This is a genomic window from Chitinophaga sp., from assembly GCF_036569125.1.
In the GTDB taxonomy this organism is placed as follows: Bacteria; Bacteroidota; Bacteroidia; order Chitinophagales; family Chitinophagaceae; genus Chitinophaga.
Window position 1 is genome coordinate 1 of the sequence record NZ_DATCRF010000536.1, and the last position, 16,921, is coordinate 16,921.

The following is a 16,921-nucleotide window of genomic DNA, read 5'->3' on the forward strand; positions in this document are numbered from 1 at the left end:
CATAGGAAATATACAGCGCCCCCATCCACGCCTGTTTTTTTACATAAGCGTTGTAAAGAACAAAAGCCATCAGCAGCACCGCTGTTACCAGCGGATAAGCTTTGTTGTGGAAGAAAAAGATAGCTGCCGCCAGCAGCACGATGATAATGCCCGATATAATGTTGCTCAGCTGCCGGTAGCTGCGCCGTTTTAGCCAAAGCACTTTTATACAGTGGTAAGAAAAAAGGCAGGCGTAGGGGATGCATACAAAAAATAATGCCTCTTCTACCGGCAGGTTGTATATGTACCAACCGCTTACATAATCAGCATTAAAGCCCCATACGCCTGCTTTAGTAAACCAAACATCCCATATAAGAAAAAAGATACTGCATAAAATATTTGCCGGCCAGAAGGCAGCCCACTGCCGGTTAAACTGCAGCTTTGGGTGAAAAGAGGCCAGCAGCGGCACCAGTATCGTGCACAGGTCTATATAAAAATAAGTATACTTCATGCAGGCTGTTTGCGGGCCTTATAAGCCTCTCTTATATAACGGAAGGGGAAGAACAGCATGCCAAAACATTCCCCGTCTTCTTTGTCAATATGTTTATGATGCATTTTGTGCGCACGCCGTAAGGCCAGCAAATACACATTATGGGTGTTGCGGAAAAGGTTAAAGCGCTGGTGAATAAAAATGTCATGCACCACAAAGTAGGTGAAGCCGTATAATGTTATGCCTGCTGCAATGGAAAACAGCACCCAATGCTGCCCCAGGGTGCCTATCAGAAAAAGCAGCATGCCCGGTATGGCAAAAATGAGGAAGAAATAATCGTTCTTCTCAAAAAAGCGCCCTTCCGTTTTTTTATGATGGTCGCGGTGCAAATGCCACAGCAGGCCATGCATCAGGTATTTATGTGTGCACCATGCTACCAGCTCCATCAGCAAAAATGCTCCTGTTGTTATTAAAATATACATCCACATACCGTATCATTTACCAGGTAACCCCACCACCATGGTTTGCAGCATCAATCCTATCTTATGGCTGTTGGCCACCCGTATCCTTTCTGTCATGATCTTCTGCGGCGGCAGGTTCTTTATTTTATTAAATAGCACAACGTAATAGGCGTAGGCCAGGTACACTCCTTTGCGTGCTCCGGCGGGCAGGCGCCGTATGCCGTCAATGGCCTGTTTAAGATCTGCACCTATTTCCTTTTCTATCTGCTGTTTGTCGGCAGCTGTAAAATGATCCAGGTTCACACCGGGAAAGTATAAACGTCCCAGCTCCTGGCTATCGGCTTTTACGTCGCGCAGAAAGTTTATTTTCTGGAATGCTGCGCCCAGCTTCATGGCGGGCTGCTGTAATTTAGCATATTGCGCATGATCGCCCTCTGTAAATACCCGCAGGCACATGAGTCCTACTACTTCGGCAGAGCCCAGTATGTACTGCTCATACAGGCTGCGGGAGTAACATTGTTGCTGCAGGTCCATCTCCATGCTGTCCAGGAAGGTATCTATCAGCTCCATTTCAATATGGTAGGTATGCACGGTTTCCTGGAAGCTGTTTAAGATGGGGTTCAGGCTAATGCGGCCGGCAATGGCTGCATAGGTTTGCTCCCGGAAACCCTTTAACAGCGCAGCTTTCGGATAGCTGTGAAAAGAATCCACTATTTCATCTGCCAAACGTACAAATCCATAAATGGCATAAACAGGCGCATGGAATTTTTTTGCCAGCAGCCGTATTCCCAATGAGAAAGAAGTACTGTAAGCTTCTGTGGTTATCCTGGAGCAGCGTGCGCTCACTTTGTCAAATAACGCTTTCATCCATCTTTCCCTTATAATGTTTAATAATATAGTCAGCTACCAGCTGCCCGGAAATAATAGCAGGCGGCACGCCCGGGCCGGGTACTGTAAGCTGCCCGGCAAAGAACAGGTTCTGTACCCGTTTACTCCTGATAGATGGTTTTAACAGGGCTGTCTGGTCCAGTGTATTGGCCAGCCCATATGCATTGCCTTTGAATGCATGATAGTCGGCCACAAAATTGCTGTGGGCATAACTTTGCCTGAATACAATATTTTCAGCGAAATCCTCTCCGCAGAATGCGGCCGTTCTTTCTACAAGCAGATCAAAATAGTAGCTGCGGATGGTAGCATTATCCGCCAGCCCCGGCGCAGTGGGGATCAGGAAAAAAAGGTTCTCCATACCCGGCGGGGCCACTGTTCTGTCGGTTTTAGACGGGCAGCATACATAATACAGCGGGTTCTCCGGCCAGGACCGCGTATGGTAGATACAGGACGCATGCTGACTAAAATCGCTTTCAAAAAAAAGGTTGTGGTGTTGCAGGCGCGGTAGCTTCTTATTCACTCCTACATAGTATAGCAGGCAGGAGGGAGCCATTTTACGTGTTTCCCAGTAACGGGCCGAATAGCTGGAATATTCCGGTGGCAGCAGCTGCTGGTCAACATGATGATAGTCGGCAGCGGCAACTACCACGTCGGCTGAAAAACAGCCCCGGGTAGTATGTACATGCTTTATTTTTTTATGCTGCACGTTCAGCTTAAAAACTTCGGTATCTGTTAATATTTCTACGCCCATTTCCAGCGCAAGCGTGGTCATACCGCTTACCAGGCGGTGCATGCCGCCCAGGGGGTACCAGGTGCCCAGCTGCATATCCGCATAATTCATCATGCTGTAAAGGGCTGGGATCTTTTCCGGTGCTGCGCCCAGGAATAACACAGGAAATTCCAGGATCTGCAGCAGGCGGGGATGCGAGAAATATTTACGTACATGTTTGTGAAAGGAGGTAAGCATATCCATACGGAACAGGGAGCTTAAGAGTTTACGGTCCATAAACTCCGTAATGCTTTGCCCGGGTTTGCGCACAAAGTGCTGCATGCCATGCTGGTATTTATAACCGGCCTCCTGTAAGAAGCTATCCAGCCTGGCGCCGCTGCCCGGCTCTATGGATTCAAACAGCTTTTTGAGCGCTGTATAGTCAGCGGGTACGGATACGGCCTCGTCCCGGCTGAAAATAACCTGGTAAGAAGGATCCAGCCGCTGCAGGTGAAAGTAATCATCCAGCGATCTTCCAAAACGTTTAAAGAACTGCTGGATCACTTCCGGCATCCAGTACCAGCTGGGGCCCATATCAAACCGGAAACCGGATGTTTCCAGCATACGGGCCCTGCCGCCGGTCTGGCTGTTCTTTTCTATAACGGTTACCTCATACCCTTCGGCTGCCAGGCAAATAGCGCTGGAGAGGCCTGCAAAGCCGGAACCAATAACAATAGCCGATTTCTGATACGCCGTTTTTCTCATAAACATCTGGTTTACCCGTCTGTGATCTCAAATATAATGTTTAATGTTTTAATAAAAAAGTTAAACAAAATGTTGAGCCTGTTTATAAGAGAAAATCATAGGAAGGGCCTGGCTTTTTCCAAATAAGGATTAATTTTGGCGTGAAACATGCAATCCACCGGCAAATATTCGATCAGGGACCTGGAGCGCCTGTCCGGCGTAAAAGCCCATACCATCCGCATCTGGGAGAAAAGGTATGGGATTATTAAGCCGGAACGCACGGATACCAATATACGTTACTACTCCAATGAAGATCTGCGCCAGCTGCTGAACATCAGTGTGCTGAATAATCACGGGTTTAAGATCTCTGTGATCAGTGAAATGTCGGATGCGGAGATAGCCCGGCGTTTATCCGACCTGCAGGTGGTGAAGCAGGATAAGGACAATTACCAGGAGAACCTGCTGTTAAGCATGATAGCGCTGAACGAAGCGCAGTTCAACAAAACTTTTCATTCAGCCGTGGTGAACAGGGGATTTGAGCAAACCGTGATAAGCGTGATATTCCCTTTCTTTGAGCGTATCGGCGTGATGTGGCAAACCGGTACTATTAATCCTGCCCAGGAACATTTTATATCAAATATTATCCGCCAGAAGATCATTGCGGCTACAGATGCGCTTAATGTGACTCCCGATACCAATGCCCAGACCGTACTGCTGTTTTTACCGGAAGGGGAGCTGCATGAGCTGGGGGTATTGTTCTATAATTATGCCTTCAGGGCAAGGGGGTATAAAACGGTTTACCTGGGCCAGTCGGTGCCACTGGAAAGCCTGCAGCGCATCACAGGCATCTGTCATCCTGACCTGGTGGTTACCGCTATGATCAATGCCTCACAGCGAAAGGATTATGAGCATTTTACACAGCTGTTAGCCAAAACATTTCCCGGTAAAAAAATATTCTACACTGGTCTGGTGCCTTCATCTTCCGGCATTAAGCTGCCTAAGCATGCTTACCTGGTAGCTGACCTGATTGCCTTGCTGCGGTTGAAATGATGTTTAATATTATGCCAGCAAACCTTAAACAAAAGTTTATCCCGCTACATACAGGTTATTAACCGTTCCTTGCGGAACAGCTTTGTAATACAGCACTACTACGCCGGTGCTGAAGGTTTTTGTTCTTAATAATTGCAGGTGTGTGCCGGGCCGTTTATCGCGGAACAGGGGCATACCGTTTTGCAGGATCACCGGGTGCACCCATAGCCGGTATTCATCCACCAGCCCTAAACGGGTAAAGGTTTGCACAATGCTGCCGCTGCCGAAAATGATCATGTCCCTGCCGGGCTGCTGTTTCATTTCCAGGATCTGCTCTTTAATACGGCTGCGGATAATATGTGTATTTTTCCAGCTGCCTTTGCGCAGCGTACGGGAAAAAAGGATCTTGGTATAGTTATTCATGCGGTTGGCAAAGTCCATTTGCGCAGGGCTATGCATATTATGGCAATCGGCATAGGGCCAGTACTGCGCCATTACCTGGTAGCTCATACGCCCCAGTAAAATAGTGTCTACGGTTTGCAGCTGATCGGCTATGTGCCGGGTCATCTCATCATTCCACAGCGGAAAATGCCAGTCCAGCGTTCCGTTGTCGCCGGCCATAAAACCATCCAGCGTAACGTTCATGGATACGATCACCTTTCTCATATCCGGGCTTTTTCCAGGCTTAATAATATCGGCTCATGCTGCATCGGTTAGTTTTTATGGTAATTGATCTTCAAAGATACGCCGGTACAAAAGGTTGAAAGGTGGGTGAACCGGACTTAGGGCAGGGTAGGTTTCGACTTTTTTCATTATTTTACAAAAACTAGCTAACCGGTCATGATAAGCTTTTTCAGGGGACCATGTTATGCAAAGGCCTGTCTAAACCGCAACAACAAAATAAGATCAAATGAAACACGTATCCATCCTTGTGCCACACGAGGCTGTTTTAGGCACCATTGCCGACCCACGTTACCTGTTTACCACAGTAAATGACTTTTTAACCGCTGCCGGGCAGCCTGCCTTATTCAACGTACAAATGGTAGGGCTTTCCAGGGAAGTAAAGCTGAACGGCGGTATCTTTTCCGTGCATGCGGATCAGCTGACCACTGAAGTGAAAAAAACAGACCTGATCATTATTCCTGCGCTGGGCAGCGACCTGAAGGTATCCCTGGAGCTGAACAAAGACTTTATACCCTGGATCATTGAGCAGCACAAAAAAGGCGCGGAAGTAGCCAGCCTTTGTATTGGCGCTTTCCTGCTGGCATCCACCGGTTTGCTGAATGGCAAGGAATGTTCCAGCCACTGGAAAACAGCGAATGAGTTCCGCGCCATGTTCCCCGATGTAACGCTGGTGGACGGGCGTGTGATCACCGAAGAAAAAGGCCTGTACTCCAGCGGCGGCGCCTGCTCTTACTGGAACCTGCTGTTATATATCATAGAAAAATATACCAGCCGCGAAATAGCCATTATGGCGGCCAAGCTGTTTGCCCTGGAAATAGACCGCAAAAGCCAGTCGCCTTTTATTATGTTCAACGGGCAAAAGAAACATGAGGATGAACCGATTAAACGTGCACAGGAGTTTATTGAAACTAACCTCACCGAACACCTGTCGGTAGACGACCTGGCGGTGAAGTTCGCCATTGGCCGCCGCCACTTTGACCGCCGTTTTAAAAAAGCCACCAACAATACCCCTGCAGAATACATACAGCGCGTACGCATTGAAGCGGCCAAGAAAATGCTGGAGATCAGTAAAAAGAATGTGAATGAGGTAATGTATGAGGTGGGGTATAACGATACAAAATCTTTCCGCACTGTGTTTAAGAAGATCACCGGGTTATCGCCCATTGATTACAGGAACAAGTATAATAATGAGGCGGTGGTAGCGTGAGGAATGTAAAATTTCAAATGTAAAATCATAAATGTAAAAGTGGAATGCAGCGAATAAGGGACTGCATTCCACTTTTACATTTATCTCGCTGATGAAGTCTTTTCAATGGCCTCTATGAACCTCCTTTGTCGGTTTATCTCGTTCATAAAGTCTTTTAAATGGTCTCTATGAACCTCCTTCGTCGGTTTTACATTTATGATTTTACATTTTACATTCCATCAGAACCTCACCGAAAACCCAACATTCACCACATAATCCGCAAACGCAGCATCGCCGTTCACTTTATTGGTAGGAGTGCTTCTTTCCTTATCCGTAACGCTTTGTGTTCTGTTACGCACAAAAGCCACGGGTACTGATGCAAACAACCGGGTTTTTCCCAGGTTGTAGGAAACGGCCGGTTCAACAGACCATACATAACCGGGCCTTCTGAAATCGCCGCTGCCGCCTACCAGGTCATGCACGGGAATACCCTCTATACGGGCGCCTACAGAGCCGGTGAATTGTGCGTTAGCATAGCTTACGCCGCCGCGGAACATATACTGATCCGGCACACTGCAAATGGCTTCGTTGGCCAGGGCAGGGGATAAGGTCTCGCGCCAGGTGCGCACACCATTCTGCTCCCGTGGATTCATTAAGTAATATGCATTTCCATATACGGCAAAGTGGCGGGTAAAATTATAATAGCCGTTCAGCTCCATAGTAACGCCGGTACCGCCATCGCCCAGCTGTATGGACTGGTCCACTTCTCTTAATTCCTTGGCGCCGTTAGGGCCTACGTTATACCAGTAATCTTTTACATCATAATCGCCGGTGGCAAACTTAATACCCAGGCCGGCCTGTATATTGCCGCGGGTATTTTTGTGAGGATCCAGCAGCCAGCGGTATACGGCTATGCGCATATCACCCAAACCAAAAGAGTGCATGCTGTGGCGCTGGTTAAATTTATTGACGCCGTTAACAAGGCCATGCTCATACAGGGAAGAGCGGGCATTGGCCAGGATGGGTACATCCAGCATAATGCTCCAGCGATCGTCCAGGATGCGGGTGAGGGAAAGGTCAATAGCGGTTTGGTGATTGATGACTTCCGTACCCTGTGTTTGACGTTCCTTTTGTTCTTCCCGGCCTTTAAAGTGTTTGTAAGACTTGAAATAACGGGCCCCGGTGGTGAACAGCCATTTGCCGGAACTGTTCTCGTCCTGGTGAGGGAGCATGCAGGTAGATCCGTTGCCGCGTAAAGCTACGCAACCCTGCGCCTGTACATTGTTTGCAATAAATAATACGCCTGTTGCGATGAGGATGGTTGATAAAAGTTTCTTCATACGAGTTTAATGTGTGGTGACTGTTTGAATAAAAAGCCTGTAATTAGCCATGGATGGCATTTATAGATTCATTGTTCATTTTAGGTATAAAAGTGATTAAGTGTTTGTTCCTGTCCTGCTCTCGTAAATGCTAAAAATTGTTCACAACGTGGATCATCGGTACTGCACCGAATGTAGTAAATGTTTTGAAATTTTCCAGTTCAAAATAGTGTTAGTGCCCCGTGAGCAGGTCCGGCATTCCCGGGGTGGGGCAGGCGGCAAATATTAACGCAAGAATAATTTACTGCCGGGCACTACCATACTATGGATAACTTTTTTAAATTTACTGTATAACCGGAGCCATTTATGAAATTCAAGCTTTTTACCTTATGCGCGCTTTTTGTTGCTGCTACCCTAACGGCACAACAAAATAAGGGGGATGTTTTGCCAACCGCTAAGGGCAACTTAACGATTACACCCGTTCAACACGCCAGCCTGGCCTTCACTGTGGGCAATACTACTATTTATGCAGATCCTGCAGGCGGCGCAGATTTTAGCGGCGTAAAAGCACCGGATATTATACTGATCACCGATATACATGGCGATCACTTTGATACTGCCAGCATTATAAAAGTAAAAACACCTAAAACAATACTGGTAGTACCGCAGGCAGTGGCTGAGCTGCTGCCACCGGCATTGAAGGCAAAAGCCGTGGTATTAAATAACGGCGATCATACCACCCGGGCAGGCATTGCCATTACCGCCATTCCCATGTATAATATGGGTGCAAACCCGCGCCATACCAAAGGCCGCGGAAATGGATATGTATTGAATATTGGCGGTAAGAACCTTTACCTCTCCGGCGATACGGAAGGCATTCCTGAAATGAAGGCGCTCAAAAATATTGATGTAGCTTTTGTTTGTATGAACCTGCCTTACACCATGGATGTAAAACAGGCGGCAGAAGCGGTGCTGGCCTTTAAGCCTAAGATCGTATACCCGTATCATTACCGCGGGCAGAACGGTTTGAGCGATGTAAATCAATTTAAAGAGCTGGTGAATGCCGGCGATAAAAATATTGAAGTACGCCTGCGTAACTGGTACCCGGGCAAATAAAGATTTTTTCAGGTAACTATCCCACTGCTGTACACAGCAAAGCCGGTCCATGAGGCCGGCTTTTTTATCCCACTCCTGAGGAGGTTTAAAAATATATAGTAGTATGTATTGCATAATACTATTAAAAACATATATCTTTGTATTGCAATCGAAATAAAAAATCACTATTTACCTGATAATCAATGCAAATTGTTATATGAAAAAGATCTTTACTAACGTTTTATGCCTTGCCTTTATGTTCCTGGGAGCCCCGACCGCTTTTGCCCAGCAGCCCGAAACCTCCACTTCCGGACCTTTATTTGATCAATTATACCGCCAGGACAGCCTGCTTTTTCACTATGCCCAAAAGGACTGCAATACCCAGAAAGTGCAGGAATTGCTCACAAAGGATTTTGTGTTCTATCATGATAATGGGCTGGATAATCCTACCTCGGTACAGCCGCTGGCCAACTTTATCAGCAGCATAAATAAAATATGCGCACAGGGGCACCTGCGCCGTACAACAGTACCCGGCAGCTTACAGGTATTTGCAGTAAGCGGGCAGGAGGCCATACAAACCGGCGTGCAGCATTTTTATATTACACCGGATAATCAACCGGAGCAACTGGTGGAGATCTCCAAATTCACGCGTACCTGGAAAAAAGAAGGGAATGCCTGGAAAATGGCCCGTGAGCTGGATTACCAGGTAAGCCGGCCCTTACCGGAAACCGCCGCAGCGCTGTATACACCCGCCCCTTATGTACCGGACGACAAAGCATTGTATGATACCATTGCTGGCCTGGACAGCATTTTCTTTGAAACCTATAATACCTGCAACCTGGAAAAAATGGCGGATATGGTGGCAGAGGATCTGGAGTTTTACCATGACCGCACCGGGCTGATGGCTTCCAAAACAAGTATGCTGGAATCTACCAAAAAATATATCTGCAATAAAGTACAGCGTGAAATAATGAAAGGCAGCATTGAGGTATATTCCATTAACGGGTATGGCGCAGTAGAAATAGGCTATCACCGCTTTCATAACCTGGTAGAGGGTTCTACCTCCCATGCCAGCAAATTCATTACCCTGTGGAAGCGCAATAACGGGCACTGGCAAATGAGCCGTATTATAAGCCTGCACTAAGCGCAAAATGAAGATGTCTGGCAACTGAGATGATGACGCCTGAACGAAACGAGGGTGTATAAGATACACCCTCGTTTTTTATTACTTGTTCTATGCTTAATGATGTCTTGATTCCCTTGTCCTGATGCGGGTAGCGGAACCACGGGGGCCGCTGATGGTAGTCCGCTGGCGGCTGATCTGCCGGTTACCGTTAGGTGAGCTAAAAGTACGGGTATTGGAATTAAAGCTGCGGTTAGGCCCGTTGAACGTACGGTTGGCGCCATTCACGCGTGGCGCACCAAAGGTGCGGGTAGGACCATTGCCGCGGGGTGTGCTGAAGCTGCGGGTAGCGCCGGTACGCGGTCCGCTGAAACTGCGTGCAGGGCGTGGTGTAGCACGGTAGCGGTTCACCACTACCTGGTTGCGGGTGCGCACGGTTACGGATGTAACGCGCATGGGGCGGTAGATCCTGGGTGCATACACGATCCGGTTGGTACGTACGATTGTATAATGTGGTGCATAATAATAGCGGTAGGGGCGGTACACTGCCCAAGGCATGGGCCGCCAGGGATGCCACCAAATGGGTCGTACCCGCCAGCTAAAGGGCGAGATCCATACCGTATAGGCCGGTGCATACACAAACCGTACACAAGGCCAGAACCACACATTCACAATAAGCGCGCGGGCAGGGGCATAGCGGGCAGTTATGTGCGGGCCGCTGCCAAAATAAGGCTGCTCTGCTTTTTCATCATTTTCAGTGCTGGCTTTATCGGTGCCGGAAGAAGGTTCCACAATAGTTTGCTCGCCGTAAATATCTTCATCGCCAACAATCTGTACCACGGCATTATCAGCGGCAGTTTTCTCCAGCTCTATTACGGCGATGTCCTGGCTTTCTGTTTCGGAGATCAATGCCTGCAGCACAAAAACATGCACATCATTTTCCCGTTTATTCACCACTTTTATGTAGTCAATATTCCCGTCGCCATTGAGGTCCAGGTTATTTACCTTATTATCCTGTGTATTCAGCAGCTTTTCAAACTCCTCGGGGGAAGCGGCTTTTTTAAACATTTCCAGCGCACCCTGTAAGCTGAAATTGGCGCCTGGTAAATGAGTGGTATCGGCAGCCGCCGGGTTTGTGTCCTGCGCATGGATAGCCGTTATATTCACTAATAATCCACCCAGCAGGAAGGATAAGTAATGCTTTATCCGCATAAAGATCGATTTGATAAGTGAGACAGGCCGGAAGATAGAAAGTTTAATTTTAGGGGCATCTGATTTATATATGAATAATAATATTTATATTTGATCCTGGATTGCAAGAGTACTGTGAACAATATCCCTAGCCCTGCCCTATGAACACCTATAAGAAACGTGTGACCTTACTGAGCGCACTATTCCTTTGCTGCAGACTGGCCTTTGCCCAACAGGATGCACAATACAGCCAGTATATGTTTAACGGCATTTACATTAACCCGGCCTATGCCGGTTATAAGGAAGTGCTGAACCTGCATGGCTTTTACCGCGCACAGTGGACCGGTGTGGAAGGCGCCCCGCGCAGCTTTTCCGTAGCCGTGGATGCTATTGCCAACGAAGGAAATGTGGGCCTGGCCCTGCAAATGTTCAGCGATAAGCTGGGCGCTCAAAGCACACAGGGGGTATATGCCAGCTATGCCTACCGCATACGTCTGAACGAAGACGGCAGCTCGCGCCTGGCCTTTGGGCTAAGCGGCGGCCTGATACAGCTGGGCATTAATGGCTCACTGCTTAGCACCAACGACCCGGAGGTGGATATGCCTGCCGGCACACAAACCACGCTGGTGCCGGATGCACGGGCCGGCATCTACTATTCCACCAACCGCGCGTATGTTGGTTTTTCGATAGATAACCTGATAGCCCCGCACATGAATAAATCGCGTTACGTATACATTCCGCAGCCTAAACCACATTACTACTTTACTGCAGGCATGCTGCTGCCCCTGAGTGAGAGCATACAGTTCAAACCTTCCTTTCTGCTGAAAGATGACCGGGGCGGCCCTACCAGCCTGGATCTGAACGCTTTCCTGTTACTGCAGGAAAGGATCTGGATAGGCGGCTCATACCGCAGCGGCGTAAGCCTGTATGATAAGAACTATCTGCAAAAAGTGCTGGTAAAAAAGAATGCAGCAGTAGCGCTGGTAGAGGTATATGCTACGCCCAATTTACGGGTAGGCTATGCATATGATTTTGCAGTAGGGCCCTTGCAGGGTTATAACAGCGGGTCACACGAGGTATCTATAGGTTATTCTTTCTCAAAAGCGGATAAGGGAGTGGAGAAGAACGGGCAGGTGCCGCGGGTAGCGTGCCCCCGGTTTTTCTAAAAAAAGCCCCGGCAAGCTGCCAGGGCCTTTTCTTTTATTTATGATATTAAGCTCAATTGCCAGGATACTCCGAATTGATCGCCTACCCAGCCAAACTTATTGCTGAACGGATATTTGCCTAAGGGCATCATTACCTTGCCACCTGCCGACAGCTGCGCAAACAGCGTATCAATTTCCTGCTCCGTTTCACAGGTTACGTAGAGTGAAATAGCCGGTGTGAAAGTGAACCCATGTTTAACATTGCTGTCAATAGCCATAAATTGCTGTCCGTTCAGCGAAAAGGTGGCGTGCATTACACTTCCCTCTGCCCCCATTTCATTAGGCCCGTAACGGCTGATGTTAATGACCTTTGAATCTTTGAACAAGCTGATATAAAAATTAAGGGCTGCTTCTGCCTGCCCTTCGAACATCAGGAAGGTGGTGATCTTTTGCATGGTTTTTTATGCACAAATTAAGACCGCAGCGGCATACAGCCTTCATACTTTTGAGTGATTTAGCGCTGAAAAGGCAGCTTTCACACTAAAGCATGAGCTTCTTTTGCCGCCATTTCATTTTTAATATAGGCTTCCAGGGTAGTATTGCATTTTACCTGCTCAATACCGTTCCTTTCAGCTTTTACGCGGCCATCTATCACAGCTTCCGTCATTTCTATAAAGTTCTTAATACCATCCGGTGAAAAATGTAAGCCTTCCAGGGTTTTACCCCATTCAGCTTTAGGTATTACCTGCACTTTTACGGTTTTGTTCAGCAGCTTGCCAAAAACATTGGCTACATCCTGCGGAGTATAAGAGCGGGGCCCTTCAATTTCATACACGGTGCTTTTATGCCCATCGCCGGTTAATATTTTTGCGGCAAATTCGCCAACATCAGTAGGCGCAATCATGGGAATGGAAAGGCCGGCAGGGTGGAAGCTGGGCAGCACACCTTTTTCTTTTGCTACGTCTAAGTAAGGCAGCCAGTTGCTGAAGTAATAGGCAGGTCTTATAAAGATCTGTGTAATGGAAAGGTCTTCAAAAGCATGTTCCAGCATGTGCGACATCAGTAAATTACCTGTGCCTTTTTCAAGCTGTGCGCCTACGGATGAAATGCCCACTATTTTTTCGATGCCTGCATGCTGCACCGCATCTTTATAATTATCCAGTATCTGCTGTGTTTCCGCCAGTACATCCTCCTCCTGCCCGGTTTCAGGCGTAATGGCAAACAGGGAGGTTCCACCTCTGAAAGCAGTGCGTAAAGCAGTAAGGTCTTTTGCATCTGCCACAGCTGCATCTATCCCTTTCTCTTTTAAGGAGGCAACTTTTTCTTTGCTGTGGGTAATGCCTACTACGGTTTCGCCCTGGTTTACCAGCTGTGTGGCTACGGTACCACCTACGCTGCCGGTTGCGCCTAGTACAATATGCATATAAAACTGTTTTGGTGAGGATGAATTGGCAACAAATACTATACCATGAGATGAGTGTTACCCTGTGGGTTGAAGGGTAGCCATCTCTTCATCTGTAAATACACGGGAGCGGGTTAAAAACCTTACTCCCAGCGGTATTTCCAGCGAAAAGCTGCTACCCCTGCCTGGTGTTACATCCAATATTAATTGTGTATGCTGCCAGTAAGCAAACTGATCGCTGTTCATATAAAATTTACAACCGGCTACTTCACCTAACAGCACATCACTGTTGCCGGTCTTAAATTCACCTTCTGCAAAGCACATAGGCTGTGAGCCATCGCAGCAGCCGCCGCTCTGGTGGAACATCAGGTTGCCATGCAGCTGCTTTAATCTTGCTATAAGCTCCAAAGCCTTATCAGTAGCTATAATACGGGCAGTCATAATGTGTTTGTTGTTTAGAAAAATCCCAGTTTGGTTTTGCTGTAAGAGATCAGCATGTTCTTGGTTTGGCGGTAATGGTTCAGCATCATCTTATGCGTTTCACGGCCAAAGCCTGATTTCTTATAGCCGCCAAAGGGTGCATGTGCGGGATATGCATGGTAACAGTTCACCCACACACGGCCGGCCTGTATAGCACGGGGCACCTGGTACATTTCATGCGCATCGCGCGTCCATACGCCGGCGCCTAAGCCATACAAAGTGTCATTGGCTATCTGGATGGCTTCTTCTGTATTTTTAAAAGTGGTTACGCAGGTTACGGGTCCAAAGATCTCTTCCTGGAATACCCGCATTTTGTTGTTCCCTTTCAGGATGGTAGGTTTAATGTAAAAGCCGTGTTCCAGGCCGCTGTTCTGGTGAAAGGCTTCGCCGCCGGTTAAGGCTTTGGCGCCTTCCTGCTTGCCTATTTCCAGGTAGCTCAGGATCTTGTTGTACTGGTCTTCAGAGGCCTGTGCGCCCATCATTACCGTGCTGTCCAGCGGGTTGCCCATTTTAATGGCTTTGGTACGCTGGATCACGCGGTCCATAAATTTATCATAAATGTTCTCATGCACCAGTATGCGGCTGGGGCAGGTACAAACTTCGCCCTGGTTCAGCGCAAACATTACAGCGCCTTCTACTGCCTTATCAAAGAATTCATCATCGGCATCGCCTACTGATTCAAAGAATACGTTCGGGCTTTTACCGCCCAGCTCCATGGTAACCGGTATCAGGTTTTCAGAAGCATATTGCATGATGAGGCGGCCGGTAGTGGTTTCACCGGTAAAGGCTACTTTTTGTATGCGGGGGGATTGTGCCAGCGGTTTACCTGCTTCAGGTCCAAAACCGGTTACTACATTCAGCACGCCCGGAGGCAGTATACCATCTATCAGCTCAAGCAAACACATTATGCTGGTAGGGGTTTGTTCGGCCGGTTTTACAATGGTGCAGCAGCCTGCGGCCAGTGCCGGCGCCATTTTCCAGGTGGCCATCAGCAGCGGAAAGTTCCAGGGAATGATCTGTCCTACAATGCCAATAGGCTCATGCAGGTTAATGCTCACCGTGGTTTCATCATGTTCGCTGATAGTGCCTTCTTCACTGCGCAGCACACCGGCAAAATAGCGGAAATGGTCTACCACCAATGGCAGGTCGGCCGCGCGGGTTTCGCGGATAGCCTTGCCATTATCAATGGTTTCTACAATGGCCAGGTATTCCAGGTTATCTTCAACCACCTGCGCTATTTTCAGCAGCAGGTTGCTGCGGTAGGCGGCGCTGGTTTTGCTCCAGCCGGGAAAGGCCTGGCTGGCGGCATCAATGGCTTTTTCAATGTCTTTCGCATTGCCACGTGCGGCCTGCGTAAATGCTTTGCCATCGATGGGTGAAATATTATCAAAGTATTCCCCGCTGTCTGGGGCCACCCATTTTCCGTTAATATAATGGTCGTATTTTTCTTTAAAGGAGGGACGGGTAGCCACATTCGGATCGGATGCAACGGCTGTACTCATAACGTAAGGATTTTTAGGTGAATTAATGGCGGTAATTTCACCCAAATAAATGCTTCAGCCACCTACAATTGTACTTTTTTATAGCACGATTGTACCTGAAGTTTTGTAACTTCAGTAACACGGGGAAATCATCGTACCAAAGGAGTTTTTCAGGGAATAAAATCATTCATCGTGCCTATCAAACACTATCTGCAAAAGGCCGGGCTCACCCATCCGAAATACCTGCAAACACTGGTAGAGAACAGGCGTGTCTTTAATTTAAAGAACTGTGAGCTGAATATTTTTGAAAGCTACCAGGAAGCGTATAATGTACCCCTTACCTTTAACGATTTTGTGATCACCAGCATGATCCGGGGTAAAAAAGTAATGCACCTGCCGGATGTACCGGCTTTTGATTACCTGCCCGGTGAAACGGTGATTGTGCCCGCCAACACTACCATGGTTATTGACTTTCCGGAAGCAGATGCGCAGAACCCTACCCAATGCATGGCCCTTGCGGTGGATGCCGGATATATTCACGACACCATTGATTATTTAAATGATTATTATAACAGCAGCACCGATGAGCATAATGCCTGGAAGCTGCAGTTTAACCAATACCATTTTTCAAACGATAATGAGATCTCTGACCTCATTAACAAGATCATCCGCGTATGCAGCAGTGTGGATAGGTACAAGAACATTTTTGCAGATCTGTCCCTGAAGGAGCTGTTAATTCGCCTGGTGCAAAACCAGCGCCTGCAGCAGTTTGCAGGGGAAAGCGCAGATAACGGCAACCAAACCCGCCTGCATTATGTGCTGAATTATATACACGAGCACCTGTCTGAAAAAATAGCGGTGGACCTGTTGTGCCGCAAAGCTTATTTAAGCCGTAATATGTTCTTTAAATGGTTTAAGGAGCAGTTTGGCATTAGCCCCCTGGAATATATAAATGCGGAGCGTGTAAAGATGGCCAAACAATTGCTGGCCGATACGCAGAATGATCTCCGTGCAGTAAGTAACCTTTGTGGTTTTAGTGACGTGAATTATTTTATCCGTGTTTTCCGCAAGCTGGAAGGCATTACCCCCGGCGCTTATCAATCCTGCATGGCGCATCCATCCTGACCTGTCTGCTGTATACAATTAACGTACACATCTACCATCCCGCATCAGGTGAAAGTGCTTTTTTAAGGTCACAATTGCAGGTACCTGCCCTACCATCCCACATCAAATATGGCTGCTTTTGCATTTCGTATACCCATCCCGCAGGGGAGACCCTCCCTTTTCCGGTCCCAACAGTTGCATTTTTTCTTTCATGCGAATAATTCCCATGGCCAGAAAAACTAGGAAATTCTGGAGAAGGGCCGTAAATTGACGGGGCTGCCAGAGTAGTTGTAATTTTATCTAACAGGTTAGAAATCAAAAGATAAAAGAAGAATTAACTAGCAGCAACCACAATATGTATAAATAAATTAATATGAAATTATGATCTTGAATCAGCAGAATTTCTTACAC

At 47.6% G+C, this 16,921-nt stretch carries 17 protein-coding genes; 6 read left to right on the forward strand and 11 right to left on the reverse strand.

The genetic code is table 11. From position 1 onward, the window contains the following. The 4 genes from VIM87_RS20115 to VIM87_RS20130 all read right to left on the reverse strand — a co-directional run. Positions 1-490 (reverse strand): lycopene cyclase domain-containing protein (locus VIM87_RS20115; protein WP_331998737.1); only part of this gene is annotated, 490 nt, incomplete at its 3' end. Beyond that, on the reverse strand, positions 487-957 hold the full coding sequence (locus tag VIM87_RS20120) for a beta-carotene hydroxylase (protein ID WP_331998738.1): 471 nt from the start codon (positions 955-957) through the stop codon (positions 487-489). The genes VIM87_RS20115 and VIM87_RS20120, both read right to left, overlap by 4 nt. 6 nt (positions 958-963) lie before the next feature. Next, the gene (locus VIM87_RS20125) at positions 964-1,797 is read right to left on the reverse strand and encodes a phytoene/squalene synthase family protein (RefSeq protein ID WP_331998739.1); all 834 of its coding nucleotides are present in this window, start codon (positions 1,795-1,797) and stop codon (positions 964-966) included. Continuing rightward, positions 1,781-3,292 (reverse strand): phytoene desaturase family protein, encoded by a 1,512-nt coding sequence (locus VIM87_RS20130; RefSeq protein ID WP_331998740.1) that lies wholly within the window; start codon positions 3,290-3,292, stop codon positions 1,781-1,783. The genes VIM87_RS20125 and VIM87_RS20130 overlap by 17 nt, the downstream gene beginning before the upstream one ends. A gap of 147 nt (positions 3,293-3,439) precedes the next feature. On the opposite strand from VIM87_RS20130, the gene VIM87_RS20135 reads away from it, so the two are divergent. After that, complete coding sequence (locus VIM87_RS20135) at positions 3,440-4,321, forward strand: MerR family transcriptional regulator (protein ID WP_331998741.1); 882 nt, start codon at positions 3,440-3,442, stop codon at positions 4,319-4,321. Positions 4,322-4,357: 36 nt separating this feature from the next. On the opposite strand, the gene VIM87_RS20140 is transcribed toward VIM87_RS20135, so the two are convergent. Continuing rightward, a complete protein-coding gene (locus tag VIM87_RS20140) occupies positions 4,358-4,966 on the reverse strand; it encodes a dihydrofolate reductase family protein (protein ID WP_331998742.1) in 609 nt (202 codons plus the stop codon). 244 nt (positions 4,967-5,210) lie between these two features. Between VIM87_RS20140 and VIM87_RS20145 the strand changes: the two genes are divergently transcribed. Then, positions 5,211-6,191, forward strand: a complete 981-nt coding sequence (locus VIM87_RS20145; RefSeq protein WP_331998743.1) for a GlxA family transcriptional regulator — start codon at positions 5,211-5,213, stop codon at positions 6,189-6,191. Positions 6,192-6,409: 218 nt separating this feature from the next. Here the strand turns inward: VIM87_RS20145 and VIM87_RS20150 are convergent, their stop codons facing one another. Continuing rightward, positions 6,410-7,510: a hypothetical protein gene (locus VIM87_RS20150; protein ID WP_331998744.1), complete on the reverse strand. Its 1,101-nt coding sequence runs from the start codon at positions 7,508-7,510 to the stop codon at positions 6,410-6,412. Positions 7,511-7,855: 345 nt separating this feature from the next. Here VIM87_RS20150 and VIM87_RS20155 point away from each other — a divergent pair, with 345 nt between their 5' ends. Together VIM87_RS20155 and VIM87_RS20160 are read left to right on the forward strand one after the other, a co-directional pair. Next, positions 7,856-8,605 (forward strand): MBL fold metallo-hydrolase, encoded by a 750-nt coding sequence (locus VIM87_RS20155; protein ID WP_331998745.1) that lies wholly within the window; start codon positions 7,856-7,858, stop codon positions 8,603-8,605. A 196-nt stretch (positions 8,606-8,801) separates the two neighbouring features. Further along, positions 8,802-9,728, forward strand: a complete 927-nt coding sequence (locus tag VIM87_RS20160; protein WP_331998746.1) for a nuclear transport factor 2 family protein — start codon at positions 8,802-8,804, stop codon at positions 9,726-9,728. A gap of 96 nt (positions 9,729-9,824) precedes the next feature. Here VIM87_RS20160 and VIM87_RS20165 read toward each other — a convergent pair whose 3' ends face one another. Next, positions 9,825-10,919, reverse strand: a complete 1,095-nt coding sequence (locus tag VIM87_RS20165; protein ID WP_331998747.1) for a hypothetical protein — start codon at positions 10,917-10,919, stop codon at positions 9,825-9,827. A gap of 140 nt (positions 10,920-11,059) precedes the next feature. Between VIM87_RS20165 and VIM87_RS20170 the strand changes: the two genes are divergently transcribed. Then, positions 11,060-12,064: a type IX secretion system membrane protein PorP/SprF gene (locus VIM87_RS20170; protein ID WP_331998748.1), complete on the forward strand. Its 1,005-nt coding sequence runs from the start codon at positions 11,060-11,062 to the stop codon at positions 12,062-12,064. Between the two features lie 38 nt (positions 12,065-12,102). Here the strand turns inward: VIM87_RS20170 and VIM87_RS20175 are convergent, their stop codons facing one another. From VIM87_RS20175 to VIM87_RS20190, 4 genes are all read right to left on the reverse strand, one after another. Next, the gene (locus VIM87_RS20175; RefSeq protein WP_331998749.1) at positions 12,103-12,498 is read right to left on the reverse strand and encodes a VOC family protein; all 396 of its coding nucleotides are present in this window, start codon (positions 12,496-12,498) and stop codon (positions 12,103-12,105) included. A gap of 80 nt (positions 12,499-12,578) precedes the next feature. Then, entirely contained in the window at positions 12,579-13,466 is an 888-nt protein-coding gene (locus VIM87_RS20180; protein WP_331998750.1) for an NmrA family NAD(P)-binding protein, read from the reverse strand. Positions 13,467-13,523: 57 nt separating this feature from the next. After that, positions 13,524-13,886, reverse strand: coding sequence for a DUF779 domain-containing protein (locus tag VIM87_RS20185; RefSeq protein ID WP_331998751.1), 363 nt, complete (start codon positions 13,884-13,886; stop codon positions 13,524-13,526). 14 nt (positions 13,887-13,900) lie between these two features. Continuing rightward, the gene (locus tag VIM87_RS20190) at positions 13,901-15,427 is read right to left on the reverse strand and encodes an aldehyde dehydrogenase family protein (protein ID WP_331998752.1); all 1,527 of its coding nucleotides are present in this window, start codon (positions 15,425-15,427) and stop codon (positions 13,901-13,903) included. A 171-nt stretch (positions 15,428-15,598) separates the two neighbouring features. On the opposite strand from VIM87_RS20190, the gene VIM87_RS20195 reads away from it, so the two are divergent. Beyond that, positions 15,599-16,531 carry an AraC family transcriptional regulator gene (locus VIM87_RS20195; RefSeq protein WP_331998753.1) on the forward strand — a complete coding sequence of 311 codons (933 nt, stop codon included), beginning with the start codon at positions 15,599-15,601 and terminating at the stop codon, positions 16,529-16,531. Positions 16,532-16,921 lie beyond the last annotated feature (390 nt).